12 protein-coding genes and 1 riboswitch are annotated in these 13,213 nt (G+C 71.6%); of the genes, 8 read left to right on the forward strand and 4 right to left on the reverse strand.

Going from position 1 to position 13,213, the window contains the following annotated elements; all coding sequences use genetic code 11:
- The first annotated feature begins 106 nt into the window (after positions 1-106).
- A riboswitch (SAM riboswitch) is annotated at positions 107-223 on the forward strand.
- A gap of 193 nt (positions 224-416) precedes the next feature.
- On the forward strand, positions 417-1,778 hold the full coding sequence (locus AQJ27_RS07450; protein WP_067363591.1) for an aminotransferase class V-fold PLP-dependent enzyme: 1,362 nt from the start codon (positions 417-419) through the stop codon (positions 1,776-1,778).
- A gap of 105 nt (positions 1,779-1,883) precedes the next feature.
- Here the strand turns inward: AQJ27_RS07450 and AQJ27_RS07455 are convergent, their stop codons facing one another.
- Both AQJ27_RS07455 and AQJ27_RS07460 read right to left on the reverse strand, forming a co-directional pair.
- Complete coding sequence (locus AQJ27_RS07455) at positions 1,884-2,165, reverse strand: Lrp/AsnC family transcriptional regulator (RefSeq protein ID WP_054231546.1); 282 nt, start codon at positions 2,163-2,165, stop codon at positions 1,884-1,886.
- Positions 2,162-2,893 carry a rhomboid family intramembrane serine protease gene (locus AQJ27_RS07460; RefSeq protein ID WP_067364754.1) on the reverse strand — a complete coding sequence of 244 codons (732 nt, stop codon included), beginning with the start codon at positions 2,891-2,893 and terminating at the stop codon, positions 2,162-2,164. Before AQJ27_RS07460 ends, AQJ27_RS07455 begins: the two co-directional genes overlap by 4 nt.
- A 152-nt stretch (positions 2,894-3,045) precedes the next feature.
- Here AQJ27_RS07460 and AQJ27_RS07465 point away from each other — a divergent pair, with 152 nt between their 5' ends.
- The 5 genes from AQJ27_RS07465 to AQJ27_RS07485 all read left to right on the forward strand — a co-directional run bounded on the left by AQJ27_RS07465 (position 3,046) and on the right by AQJ27_RS07485 (position 8,520).
- On the forward strand, positions 3,046-3,285 hold the full coding sequence (locus tag AQJ27_RS07465; RefSeq protein ID WP_054231545.1) for a hypothetical protein: 240 nt from the start codon (positions 3,046-3,048) through the stop codon (positions 3,283-3,285).
- Positions 3,286-3,319: 34 nt separating this feature from the next.
- On the forward strand, positions 3,320-4,669 hold the full coding sequence (locus AQJ27_RS07470) for an NYN domain-containing protein (protein WP_067363593.1): 1,350 nt from the start codon (positions 3,320-3,322) through the stop codon (positions 4,667-4,669).
- Positions 4,670-4,985: 316 nt separating this feature from the next.
- Positions 4,986-6,026, forward strand: coding sequence for a C40 family peptidase (locus AQJ27_RS07475; protein ID WP_067363596.1), 1,041 nt, complete (start codon positions 4,986-4,988; stop codon positions 6,024-6,026).
- A 233-nt stretch (positions 6,027-6,259) separates the two neighbouring features.
- Positions 6,260-7,291, forward strand: a complete 1,032-nt coding sequence (locus tag AQJ27_RS07480; protein WP_067363599.1) for a C40 family peptidase — start codon at positions 6,260-6,262, stop codon at positions 7,289-7,291.
- 32 nt (positions 7,292-7,323) lie between these two features.
- Complete coding sequence (locus AQJ27_RS07485; protein ID WP_067363602.1) at positions 7,324-8,520, forward strand: hypothetical protein; 1,197 nt, start codon at positions 7,324-7,326, stop codon at positions 8,518-8,520.
- A gap of 43 nt (positions 8,521-8,563) precedes the next feature.
- Here the strand turns inward: AQJ27_RS07485 and AQJ27_RS07490 are convergent, their stop codons facing one another.
- The gene (locus tag AQJ27_RS07490; protein WP_067363605.1) at positions 8,564-9,097 is read right to left on the reverse strand and encodes a PadR family transcriptional regulator; all 534 of its coding nucleotides are present in this window, start codon (positions 9,095-9,097) and stop codon (positions 8,564-8,566) included.
- A 136-nt stretch (positions 9,098-9,233) separates the two neighbouring features.
- Between AQJ27_RS07490 and AQJ27_RS07495 the strand changes: the two genes are divergently transcribed.
- Entirely contained in the window at positions 9,234-10,556 is a 1,323-nt protein-coding gene (locus AQJ27_RS07495; RefSeq protein ID WP_067363608.1) for an MATE family efflux transporter, read from the forward strand.
- Here the strand turns inward: AQJ27_RS07495 and AQJ27_RS07500 are convergent.
- Complete coding sequence (locus AQJ27_RS07500; RefSeq protein WP_067363611.1) at positions 10,517-11,749, reverse strand: glycosyltransferase family 87 protein; 1,233 nt, start codon at positions 11,747-11,749, stop codon at positions 10,517-10,519. The genes AQJ27_RS07495 and AQJ27_RS07500 overlap by 40 nt on opposite strands.
- A gap of 219 nt (positions 11,750-11,968) precedes the next feature.
- Here AQJ27_RS07500 and AQJ27_RS07505 point away from each other — a divergent pair, with 219 nt between their 5' ends.
- Positions 11,969-13,111, forward strand: a complete 1,143-nt coding sequence (locus tag AQJ27_RS07505; RefSeq protein WP_067364764.1) for a glycosyltransferase family 4 protein — start codon at positions 11,969-11,971, stop codon at positions 13,109-13,111.
- The last annotated feature ends 102 nt before the right edge of the window (positions 13,112-13,213 follow it).

The raw sequence follows: 13,213 nt of genomic DNA on the forward strand, positions 1-13,213 counted from the left end.
GGGTTGCTCGCGCAGTTCCCCGCGCCCCCAAGAAGATCGCGCTCGGCGTCCCGGTATGCGGACGCCGGGTTGCGGGGGGAAGATCTTGTGGCAGGATGCCGTATCAGGTCATGAGCGACAGCCATCAGGCCCCGGCCGGCTGTCCGGCAACCCTCCGTCCGTGGCGGGGTGCCCCGGGTGAAGACCAGGCCGTAGGCAGCGAGGTCTACGGCAAGCGCGGACCCCTCGAGAATCCCAGGGGTCCTGGTCGTTCGAGGGAGCCTTCTGTGAGCAAGCGAATGCGATAGGGCGTAGAGCCCCTCTTCCGCATACCCCTTTTGCCTTTCCTCCCTGCGCCGAGCCGTGCAGTCGCACACGCGTACCCCCGTGCACCCGGCCCGCGCAGCGATTCCGCCTGCCTCTCACAGGAGCTCGCCATGTCTGTCTCCACCGCTGCCGCCGACCAGACCGTTTGTGCCCCTCTGCCCGTTCTGGGCCGCGATGTCACCGTCCCGCTCGTGACCGGCGGTGAGGTCACCTACGCCGCGCTCGACTACGCCGCCAGCACCCCCGCCCTCCAGCGGGTGTGGGACGACGTCGCCGCGTACGCCCCGTACTACGGCAGCGTGCACCGCGGCGCCGGGTACCTCTCCCAGCTGTCCACCGACCTCTTCGAGAACGCCCGCAGGACCGTCGCGGAGTTCCTCGACTGCCGGGGCGACGACCAGGTCGTCTTCACCCGCTCCACCACCGACTCCCTCAACCTGCTCGCCGCCACCCTTCCGGCCGACTGCCAGGTGTTCGTCTTCGAGACGGAGCACCACGCCTCGCTGCTGCCGTGGAAGGACGCCCGGGTCACCTACCTCAACGCGCCCCGCACCGCGCAGGAGGCCGTCACGGCCCTGGAGCGGGCCCTCGCCGCCCGCGACCCCCACGGCCCGGCCCTGGTCTGCGTCACCGGCGCCTCGAACGTCACCGGCGAGCTGTGGCCGGTGCGCGAGCTGGCCGCCGCCGCGCACGCGCACGGTGCCCGGATCGTCCTGGACGCCGCCCAGCTCGCCCCGCACCACCCGGTGTCCGTGCGGGACCTCGACGTCGACTGGGTCGCCTTCTCCGGGCACAAGCTGTACGCGCCGTTCGGTTCCGGCGTGCTCGCGGGCCGCGCCGACTGGCTGCGCGAGGCCCAGCCGTATCTCGCGGGCGGCGGCGCCAGCCGCAAGGTCACGCGGCGGGTGGACGGCGGCGTGGACGTGGAGTGGCACGAGAGCGCGGCCCGGCACGAGGCCGGTTCGCCGAACGTGATCGGCGCCTACTCCATCGCCTCCGCCTGCAAGGCGCTGACCGAGGCCGGTTTCGACACGCTCGTCGCCCGCGAGGAGCAGCTGATCGCGGCCGTCCGCGCCGGTCTGGCCGAGGTGCCCGAGGTCCGCGTCCTGTCGCTCTTCGGCGACGACGCCCCGCGCGTCGGCGTCATCTCGTTCGTCGTCGAGGGCTGGAACAGCTCGCACTTCGCGGCCGCGCTGTCCGCCGAGTACGGGATCGGGGTGCGGGACGGTCTCTTCTGCGCCCACCCGCTGCTGCGGACGCTGCTCGGCAGCGATCCGCAGACGCAGGGGGAGTGCGGGGCGCCCGAGGCGGCGCCCGGGGAGAAGTCACTCAACGCGATCCGCGTCAGCTTCGGGGCCGGTACGCCCGACGAGCATGTGGAGCGGTTCGTGCGCGCGGTGAAGGAACTGGTGCGGGACGGGGCGAAGTGGAACTACCGCACGGAGGACGGCCGCTGCGTCCCGGCGGTCTGAGGCTGGCTCGGGGGTGCGTGGGGGCTTCGCCCCCTGGCCCCGTGGTTCTTCGGCCGCGGGCCGGTGGGAGCCGGCCGCGCAGTTCCCCGCGCCCCCGGTGCGGCCCTAGCTGTCGAGGCCGATGGCGAACGCCGCCTCCAGGTCGTGCTGGGAGTACGTGCGGAACGCGACGTGGGTGTCCGTACCCTCGACGCCGGGGATCTTGCTGATCTTGCCGGGGATGACGTCCGCCAGGTCGTCGTGGGCCTTCACCCGGACCATGGCGATCAGGTCGTACGTGCCGGTGACGGAGAAGACCTCGCTGACACTGTCCAGCGCGGCGATCGACTCGGCGATCTCGGGGATCCGGTCCACGCTGGTCTTGATGAGCACGATCGCGGTGATCACGGCTGGTTTTCTCCCTCGGGGGCTGCTGCTGGGGTTTTCACTCTAGTCGGCCGCCCGAACCGCACCCACGCGTAGACGAACCCCAGCGAGAAGCCCACCAGGTGGGCCAGATAGGCGACCCCGGGGCCCGAGGGGCTGCGGCCCGCCGCCAGCCACTGCAGGGTCACCCAGAAGGGCAGCACGACCCAGGCGGGGAAGCGCAGCGGCAGGAAGAAGAGGAACGGGAAGAGACTGGTCACCCGGGCCCTGGGGAACAGGTACAGGAACGCTCCGAGGACCGCGGAGATCGCCCCCGAGGCGCCGACCAGGGTCTGCTCGGAGCCGGAGTTGGCGATCGCGTAACCGAGCAGAGCGAGGTAGCCGCAGACCACGTAGAAGACGGCGAACTGGACGTGGCCCATGCGTTCCTCGGTCATCGCTCCGAAGACGTAGAAGAAGAGCATGTTGCCCAGGAGGTGGAGCCAGCTGCCGTGGATGAACAGGGCCGTGGCCGGGGTGAGCCAGGCGCTCGGGGTGCCGTCGAAGAGCTCGGCGGGGATCACGCCCCAGCGCCGGAAGTAGGCCCGCTGGGCGACCACCAGCGCGTCCCCGGTGCCGAACGACGGATTGAGTCCCGAGGCGGGGCCGATCAGGAAGATCAGGCAGCACAGGAAGATCAGCCCGTACGTCACCGGCGCGGACTGAGCGCGCATCGTCCTGCCGACCGCCGTACCCCAGGTGCTGATCATGGAACAGAGCATGACGTAACCGGACCGATGCGCACAGAGTGCCTCGCCGCCATGGACGGCCGAGCGTCGAGTACCCGCCAGGCCGTAGGGTAACGAGCCACACGCGCCGGACACCGGTGTCGGACGGACACTAGAAGGAAAGCGACTGCCACATGACGGTTCCCCTCCCGACCGCCGAGACTCGCTGGCGCTGCACACTCTGCGGCAACCTCACGCGATTCGACGTGACCCGCTCGTCCAAGGTCGTCGAGTATGTGCACCTCGACCTGGCCGGTGAGCCGAACGTCGAGGAGCGCAAGGTGGTCAGTGAGACCATCGAGTCGGTGCGCTGCCGGTGGTGCAACGCGGTGGACCAGGTGGAACTGGTGGACAGGCCGGGTGCCGGCTCCTGAGGGAGCGGGCCCCGCACAGACATTGGGGTGACGGATGGTGGAGACCACAGGCGGGGAGCCGGACGACGGCACCGCTGAGGTGCTCGACCGTCCGCTGCCCGACGGTGTGCGCCGGCGGGTCGTACAGATCGTGTCGGACGGGTTCGGCGGGCTGACCGTCGCCGAACTGCCCGCCCAATTGCGGCAGTATGCGCGGTTCGCCCCCAATCGGCGCGCGAAGTTCGCCGGCAACGCCATGGCTGCCGCGCTGGAGACCGATCCGCTGTTCCGGCAGCGTATCGCCGAGAAGCTCAGAGAGGCGCAGCCGGAGCTCGCCGGTGCCCTCGACTCGTGCGCGCCGCCGCCGGCCGCGGATCCGCTCGACGTGGCGGCCGCGGCCTATGTGCTGCGCCCCACGGGCTGGGTGAAGCTGGTGACCGCCGCGGGCGAGGAGGCCCTGCGGGCGGACGCCGAGCGCGCGGACGACGAGAGCCGGGCGGAGCTGGAGCGCCTGCGCGAGGAGCTCGCGCAGGCACGTGGTCAGACCAAGGCCGAAACCGAGCGGTTGCGCACGGAGTTGGAGTCCGCGAAGAGGGAAGCGGAATCGCTTCACCGCAAGTTGCGCGGCGCCCTCAGCGACGTCAAGCGGGGCGAGGCCGCGCTGCGCAAGCTGCAGGGCGAGATGGACACCGCGCGGGCGGACGGGCAGGCCCAGGTGTCCGCCGCCGAGAGCGAGACCCGGCGGCTCAAGGCGCGGCTCTCGGAGGCCGAGGCGGCCCTGGAGGCCACCCGCAAGGCGGCGCGCGAGGGTCGCAGCGTCGAGGACATGCGCGTACGGCTGTTGCTCGACACCGTGCTGGAGGCGGCCCAGGGGCTGCGCCGGGAGCTCGCGCTGCCGCCCGTGTCCGTACGGCCGGCGGAGACCGTGGACGCGGTCGAGCCGGGGCGCATGACGCCCAAGGACATCGCGGCCCGTGCCCTGTCCGAAAATGATCCCGCGATCCTCGACCAGCTGCTCGCGCTGCCGCAGGCGCATCTGGTCGTCGACGGCTACAACGTCACCAAGACCGGCTATCCGCAGATGCCGCTGGAGAAGCAGCGGCTCAGGCTGCTGGGGCAGCTCTCGCAGCTCGCCGCGCAGACCGGTGCCGAGGTGACCTGTGTCTTCGACGGGGCCGAGCTGGCGGCGCCCGTGCTGCTCGCGCCGCCGCGCGGGGTGCGGGTGCTGTTCTCCAAAGCGGGTGTCACGGCGGACGAGTTGATCCGCCAGCTGGTGCGCGCCGAGCCGCCCGGGCGGCCCGTCATCGTGGTCTCCACCGACCGTGAGGTGGCCGACGGGATCGCCAAGGCCGGCGCTCGCCCGGTGGCCTCCGTGGTGCTTCTCAAGCGCTTTTCGCGCGGCTGAAACGGCCGTCGGCGATCTGCGCCGTACGCCCCAAAGAGCCCGTACGTCCCATCTGCAACATCCAGGCGTTGTGCCCGAATTGGCGAAACCTTCACGCAACGTAGCGTCAGCCCCACATCACTGCACGTGAGTTGAGTGCAAAGAATGCGCTGGGTGACTAAGAATTTTCAGGTTTGGATTTGAACTGATCACAGGAAGGTCACTAGGGTCTGGGCTCGAACCTCCACTCGGGTGATCACTCATTGGGAGTGACGGTGGGGGGACACCGCCCGTCGGCGTCTCGGCAGGCGGCTGGAGGAAGAAGGAGCTCGCCTTCGTGGCGTCCCACCGTCGACCCAAGCAGCCGAGCCGCACCCGTGTGACCGTGCTCACCACCGCCGCAGCCGCTGCCGTAGTTCTCAGCGCCAACGCCGCCAACGCCGCGCCCAGCGAGAAGCCGAGCAAGGACGAGGTCAAGAGCAAGGTCGACAAGCTTTACGAGGAGACCGAGCAGGCCACCGAGAAGCTCGACGGGGCCAAGGAGAAGCAGGACAAGCTGGAGAAGGAAATCAGCACCCTGCAGGACAACGTGGCCCGCGGCCAGGACGAGCTCAACGCCCTGCGCGACGGGCTCGGTTCGATGGCCAGCGCCCAGTACCGCACCGGCGGCATCGACCCCTCCGTGGCGCTGTTCCTCTCCTCGAACCCGGACGACTACCTGGACAAGGCGTCCGCGATGGACCAGCTGAGCAGTCAGCAGGTCGAGGCGCTGAAGAAGGTCCAGGAGAAGCAGCGTTCGCTCGCCCAGCAGCGGCAGGAAGCCTCCGCGAAGCTGAAGGACCTCGCCGACACCCGTACGGAACTGGCCAAGCAGAAGAAGACGGTCCAGACCAAGCTCGCCGCGGCGCAGAAGCTCCTCAACTCCCTGACGGCCCAGGAGAAGGCGGCTCTCGACGCGCAGCAGTCCCGCGCCACCCGCGCCAGCGAGCGCACCGTTCTCGGCAACCCCGGTACGCCCGCGTCCGGGCGCGCCGGTGCGGCCTTCTCCGCCGGACAGACCAAGATCGGCACGCCGTACGTCTACGGCGCCACCGGCCCCGGCTCCTTCGACTGCTCGGGCTTCACCTCGTGGTCGTACGCCCAGGCCGGTGTCTCCATCCCGCGCACCTCGGAGTCGCAGGCGACCATCGGCACCCGCATCTACTCGCAGAGCGATCTGCAGGTCGGCGACCTGGTCTTCTTCTTCGGCGACCTGCACCACGTCGGCCTCTACGCGGGCAACGGCCAGGTGCTGCACGCCCCGCGCACCGGAACGGTCGTGCGCTACGAGTCGATGAGCACCATCGGTGGAGCGTTCCAGTTCGGCGTCCGGGTCTGATCCGGCTCCCCGAACCCTCCGAGATCCTTTCGAGGCCCCCTCGACATGCCGCCCGAACGGGCGAATCGCGGTAACTCCCGCTGACCCCACGCCCCGTCGGTGACCTGCGTCTCCGGCGGGGCGCCGCGTTGTGCGCCCTCGAGGTCTTTGGCCGGTGCGTAGTCGCACGGCTACTGTCTGGCGCGTTTCCCCCAACTCCGGGGGATCGTCAGCGGAAGGGAGAGCGGCTACTCGTGGGGTCCCATCGCCGCCGTCCACCGTCCGGGTTCGACCGGGGCGTCAACGCCGCGGGCATCACCGGCATCGCCGTGACCGTGATGTCCGTCGCGGCCGCCGCCCTCGGGGCCGTACCGGCCGCCGCAGCACCGAAGGACGACACCCGGGCCGAGGTGGACCGCCTGTACACCCAGGCGGAGAAGGCAACCGAGGCGTTCAACAAGGCCGACGAGCGCGCGGGAACCCTGCGCAAAGAGGTGAGCACGACACAGGACCGCATCGCCCGGCAGCAGGAGCGCATCAACACCATGCGGGACGCGCTCGGTTCGCTCGCCGGGGCCCAGTACCGCGCGGGCGGCCTCGACCCCTCCCTGGCGCTGCTCTTCTCCGACAACCCCGCCGAGTACCTCGACAAGGCCGCCGCGCTCGACCGGATCAACGCCCACCAGGCGGGCGAACTCAAGGACCTCCAGGTAGCCATGCGCGACCTCGCCCAGGTACGCGAGGAGGCGACCGCCGAACTCGCCGAGCTGGAGAAGAGCACCAAGGCCGTCGCCCGGCACAAGCGGACCGTCGAACAGAAACTCGCCAAGGCGCGCATACTGCTCAACTCGCTGCCGTCCGCCGAGCGCGCCGCCTACGACCGGGCCTCCCGCTCCGGACGCTCCGACCTGCCCGAACTCGGCGGTGTCACGCCCGCCTCGGGGCGCGCCGCCGCCGCCCTCGCCGCGGCCCGCTCCGCACTCGGCCGCCCCTACGTGTGGGGCGCCAACGGGCCCGGCGGATTCGACTGTTCGGGCCTCATGCAGTGGTCGTACCGGCAGGCGGGCGTCGGTCTGCCGCGCACCTCCCAGGAACAGCGCTACGCCGGACGGCAGGTGCCGCTCTCCCAGGCGCAGCCCGGCGACCTCGTCACCTACCGCTCCGACGCGAGTCATGTCGCGATGTACGCGGGCAACGGCCAGGTGATCCACGCGCCCTACCCGGGTGCGCCGGTGCGCTACGACCCGGTGGGCATGATGCCCATCTCGTCCGTGACGCGGGTCTGACCTCCGCGCCCGGGCGCCGTACGATCGGGAACGTGGCTGGTCGAAGGCGTGCGTCGCGGGCGGGGTGCTCCCTGGTGCTGCTGCTGGCCGTGCTGGTGGGCTGCGGCGGCGGGCCGTCCCCGGACACCGCGTCCGCCGATGTGCAGCGGGTCCTCGACCGGCGGGCGGCCGCGGTCCTGGACCGGAACGAGTCGGCGTACCGGGCCACGGAGGAACCGTCCGGCTCGACCGCGGAGTTCACCCGGCTGCGCGCGGTCCCGCTGGCCGCCTGGTCGTACCGCCTGACGGACCTGCACCGCTCCGGCGACCACGCCACCGCGGGCGCCGAGCTGCGCTACCGCATCGAGGGCTATGACAGGGCGCCCGTCACGGCGGCCCGCACCCTGCGCCTGGTCCGCGACGGCGGGAGCTGGCGGGTCGCCTCCGACGTGCCCGCCGAGCGGGCCAGTCAGCAGTTGTGGGAGCAGGGGGCGGTGACGGTGGTACGGGGCGCGCACAGCCTCGTCCTGGGGGTCGGGCAGTCCGGTGAGCGGCTGCGGGCGTACGCCGGCCTCGCGGACCGCGCCGTGCCCGCCGTGACGGACGCCTGGGGCGCCGACTGGCCGGGGCACGTCGTCGTCCTCGTACCGAAGTCGCTGGAGGGCATGGCGGGGCTGCTGGGGGCGCCCGCGTCCGGGTACCGGGGGATCGCGGCGGTCACCACGGGAGAAGCGGGCGGGACGGCCAGGGCGCCCGCGGACCGGATCATCGTCAACCCCGATGCGTACGGCCTCCTCGGCGACTTCGGCAAGCAGGTCGTGCTCAGCCACGAGACGACGCACGTGGCCACCCGCGCCCACACCACCGCCGCCACACCCCTGTGGCTCTCCGAGGGCTTCGCGGACTGGGTCGGCTACCGCGGTAGCGGCCGTACGGCGACGCAGGCGGCGCCGGAGCTGGAGCGGGCGGTGCTGGACGGGCACGCACCGGCCGCGCTGCCGGACGACAAGGACTTCGGGTTCGCCGGGGACGCGGCGCGGCTGGCGCGGGCGTACGAGGGCGGCTGGATGGCCTGCAGGCTGATCGCCGACCACTGGGGCGAGGTCCGGCTGAACGAGTTCTACCGGGCCGTCGGCGACCACAAGAAGCGGGCGGGGGCCGTCGAGGGCGCGCTGCGGGACGTACTGCACACGACGCCGGAGAACTTCACGCGGCAGTGGCAGGCGTACCTGAAGGCGCAGCTCGGCTGAATCGGCTCGCCTGCATCGGCTCGGCTGCATCGGCTCGGTCGAATCAGCCCGTCGCCGTGTCCAGTCGGGCGATGGCCTCGGCGAGCCACTCCCGCTCCGCCTCGCCCGTCGCCCGCGCCACCCGCAGCATCCCCTGCCGGAACAGGTCGCCGGCCTCCTCCGCCCGTACGGGCTCGCCGTCCCGGTAGAAGAAGCTCGCGGGCGTCAGCAGGAAGTCCTGGCGGCGGCGCAGGACCGCGGCCTGCTCCCGCGGGTCCGGGAGGTGGCGCAGGAACGCCAGCAGGGTGTTGAAGCGGACGTGGTCGGTGATCTCGGCCTGCTTGGGGTGGCGCAGCCGCTCCAGGAGGTCCGCACGGCCCTGCTCGGTGAGCGACAGGATGCGACGCGGGGCGGCGCCGCTGCCGGGCTCCGTGTGCTGGTCCAGCTGCCCTGCGGCCACCAGGCGGGTGATCGCCGGGTAGAGCGCGCCGTCGCTGACCGGGCGGACATGGCCGCTGAGTGCCTTGATGCGCTCCTTCAACTCATAGCCGTGCAGGGGCTCTTCGAACAGAAATCCGAGGATCGACAGCTCCAGCATGCGGGGCGCTCCTTGCTTGCGGGTGCCGGGCGTCCATGGTACCTCTTATCGAGCTACCTCTAAACGATGTACATCTAAGTGAGGTAGCTCGATAAGAGGGAATCAAGGAAAACCAAGGGAATCGAGGGACTCATCGGTGAACGCCCACCGGAAGCAGCTCATATCGCTCGCCCACCCCGTGTACCTCTCCCTGCTCGCCTCCGTCGCCGCCGGGATCATCAACACCGTCTGGGTCTCCCGGCTCGGCGGTCCCGCCGTGGCCGCCGTCGCCGTGGCGACCAACACCGAGAACGTGCTCCTCGGCGTCGCCCTGGTCTTCGCCTCCGGCACGACCGTCCTCGTCGCCCACGCCAGAGGGGCCCGGGATCCGGGCGCGCTCCGGGCGGCCGTACGCGGCGGAGGGGCCCTGTGCGCGGTCGTGACGCCCGTGGTCGCGGTGGGCGGATACCTGCTGCGCGAACCGCTGGCCCGGCTGGTCCTGGGCGGCGACGGGCGCGCCCTCGCCCTGGCGGTCGCCTACCTCGGGATCTCCCTGCCGGGCATCGCCGTCTTCTTCGCGCAGAACCTCGTCGACGGCATCCTGAAGGGCGCCGGTGACACCCGCACCCCGATGCGCCTCGCCCTGCTGGCCAACGGGCTGATCCTGGGCCTCGACCCGCTGCTCATCCACGCGTACGGCGTCCGGGGTGCCGCCGCCTCCACGGTCCTGTGCCGTTGCGTGGCCCTCGCCGCCGGCCTGTGCGCCCTGCGCCGCAACGTGCCGCTGCGCGAGGCCGCGGCCGTCCGCCCCGCCGAGCCCACCGGCCCCGCCCTGCGCCGCACCCTGCGGACCGGACTGCCCATGTCCGCCGACTTCACCGTGCGCCAGGGCGGGGCACTGGTCCTGGTCGCGATCGTGGCCCGGCTCGGGGTGACGGCCGTGGCCGCGTACTCCATCGCGTACAAGGTCATGTACGTCGCGACCATGGCCTTCTACGCGGTGCGACAGGCCGCCTCGATCCACACCGCGCACACCCGGGGCACCGGCCGGGACGAGCGGGGCGCGATCGGGCGGCAGGCGGTGATCGTCTCCGGGGCGGTGGGCCTGGCGGCGGCCGTCCTGCTCGGCGCGTTCGCCCCCTGGATCATGCGGGCCTTCGGGGCCGGGGGCGCGGTCGCCCACGACGGTGTGCTGTTCCTGCGCTGCGTCGGCCCGTACCTGCTGCTGATGGCCTGCTTCATCGCGCTGGGCGGGGTCTTCGAGGGGAGCGGGGGAGCCCCGTTGTTGCTGCGGGTGACACTGCTCGGCACGGCGGTCCAGCTGCCGCTGGCGTACGCCCTGTCGGGGCTCGGGCTGCCCGGGATCTGCCTGGCGCTGGCGCTGTCCATGGCGGTGCAGTGCACGGCCGTCGGACTGCTTCTCGCCCGCGCCCGCCGCCGTCAGGAGGAGCTCAGGCGCTCCTTGCTGCGGGTGGCCTGAGCGGGCAGGGGCGGGGCCGGGTCGGACACCGTGCTCCACCACAGTTCGAGCGCGGCGAGCAGGGCCGCGATCACCAGCAGGCCGTTGCGCAGGAAGAGCAGGGTGATGCCCAGCCGGTCGCTGCCCACGACGTGCGAGAACCAGATCGGGAACTCCAGGACGGTCACGAAGCATGCGGCCAGCACCAGCCCGACCGGCAGGGTCATCCGGCTGCCCCGGAAGCACAGGCAGACCGCGCCGATCCCCACCAGCCACACCATGTACTGCGGGCTGATGACCCGGCTGGTGGCGGTGAACATCAGTACCGCCACGAACGCGGCGTCGGCGAGCGTGTGCGGCGCGAAGCGCTGGGCGCGCAGCCGCCACAGCAGCAGCCACGCGAAGGCGATCGCGGTGAGCGCCAGGGCCAGCCTGCTCACCACGTCGACGTACGGGCCGAGGAACTCCACCGAGCCGTAGTTGAGCAGCACCTGACCGTCCCAGCCGAAGTGCCGGCCCACATGGAAGACGAGGGAGCCCAGCGACTCCACCTCGGTGCCCCGGTCGCGCTGGAAGGTCAGGAAGGAGAAGGCGCCGGGCATCGACAGCCCGAACAGCACCGCGATCCCGCCCGCGGTCACCGCCGCCGCGGCCCACGCGCGCCGCTTCACGGCCCCCAGGAGCAGGAGCGCCGGCCACACCTTCACCAGCGCCCCGAAGCCCACGAGAGCGCCCATCACCCGCGGATGGCGGGCTCCCGCGAGGAGCGCCGCGACCGCCACGGCCGTCACCATCACGTCGTAGCGGGCGTAGACGGTCGGTCCGAGCAGCGGGACGCCGATCACCCACACCCAGGCGCCGCGCAGCGTCTTGCCGGGGCGCCGGCCGGCGTAGTGGAGCAGCGCGTACACCACCAGGTCGGCGACGAAGGCCAGCAGGAAGAAGGCGTGCGCGTAGTCGAGGAAGGGCAGCAGCCCGGGGGAGAGGATCGCGAGCGCGGCGGCCGGCGGGTACTGCCAGGTCACGTCGTCGAGCGGGAAGGTGCCGGTGCGCAGGATCTCGTACCAGCCCTGGTAGATCACCGAGACGTCACTCGTGACGTCCGGTCCCGGGAAGACGAACACCTTCGAGACGAAGAGCAGAAGCAGCAGCCTGGTCAGGCCCCAGGTTCCCAGCAACGCGTAGGGAACCCCTTCCCCCCGTGTGCCCTTCATGCTCACCTGGCCCTCGTTCGTCGGCTGTCTTTGCGGTGGTGCGGTGGTGCGGTGGTGACATGGTGCGGTGGTGCGGTTGTGCGGAAACATGATGACGTGCGGGGCTGTGCGAGGCCCATGAAGCGCGGCCGTACGGAGCTGTGACCACCGGTGGAATACAGCTTCGCCGCTGTGGACCGCTCGCGTGGGGATTCGAGGGTTTCGGTAGTGTCGAACGCGATGCACAAGACCTTGATCGTGACCAACGACTTCCCGCCCCGCCCCGGCGGCATCCAGGCGTTCCTGCACAACATGGCGCTACGACTGGATCCCGAGAGGTTCGTAGTCTACGCGTCCACGTGGAAGCGGAGCCGGGAGGGCGTCGAGGCGACGGCCGCCTTCGACGCCGAGCAGCCCTTCACCGTCGTCCGGGACCGTACGACGATGCTGCTGCCCACACCGGGCGCCACCAGGCGCGCCGTCGGGCTGCTGCGCGAGCACGGGTGTACGTCGGTGTGGTTCGGGGCGGCGGCCCCGCTCGGCCTGATGGCGCCCGCGCTGCGCAGGGCGGGCGCCGAGCGCCTGGTGGCCACCACGCACGGCCACGAGGCGGGCTGGGCCCAGTTGCCCGCCGCACGGCAGCTGCTGCGCCGTATCGGCGAGTCCACGGACACGATCACCTACCTCGGCGAGTACACGCGCTCGCGCATCGCGTCCGCGCTGACGCCCGAGGCCGCCTCCCGCATGGTCCAGCTGCCTCCGGGGGTCGACGAGAAGACCTTCCACCCCGGCTCGGGCGGCGACGAGGTCCGCGCCCGCCTCGGTCTCACCGACCGCCCGGTGGTGGTCTGTGTCTCCCGTCTGGTCCCGCGCAAGGGCCAGGACACGCTGATCCTCGCCATGCCCCGCATCCTCGCCAAGGAGCCGGAGGCGGTGCTGCTGATCGTCGGCGGCGGGCCGTACGAGCAGGACCTGCGCAAGCTGGCGTACGACACCGGGGTCGCCGCCGCGGTCCGCTTCACCGGCGCGGTCCCCTGGTCGGAGCTGCCGGCCCACTACGGCGCGGGCGACGTCTTCGCGATGCCCTGCCGCACCCGCCGGGGCGGCCTCGACGTCGAGGGCCTGGGCATCGTCTACCTGGAGGCCTCCGCGACGGGCCTGCCGGTCGTCGCGGGCGACTCGGGCGGCGCCCCCGACGCGGTCCTCGACGGCGAAACGGGCTGGGTCGTCCGAGGCGACTGCCCGGACGACTCCGCCGACCGCATCATCACCCTCCTCGCCGACCCCGAACTCCGCCGCCACATGGGCGAACGGGGACGGGAGTGGGTGGAGCGGAAATGGCGCTGGGACCTGCTGGCGGAGAGCCTGAAAGAGTTGCTCTAGGGCCTGTCCGGCGGATCAGGTCGCAGGAAACGGGCGGCGTCTCATCGCCGCAGATGTGCGTGCCAAGCCCCGCGTCTGCGGCATGATCCGCCGGACAGGCCC

It is taken from the genome of Streptomyces olivochromogenes, assembly GCF_001514115.1.
GTDB lineage: Bacteria > Actinomycetota > Actinomycetes > Streptomycetales > Streptomycetaceae > Streptomyces > Streptomyces olivochromogenes.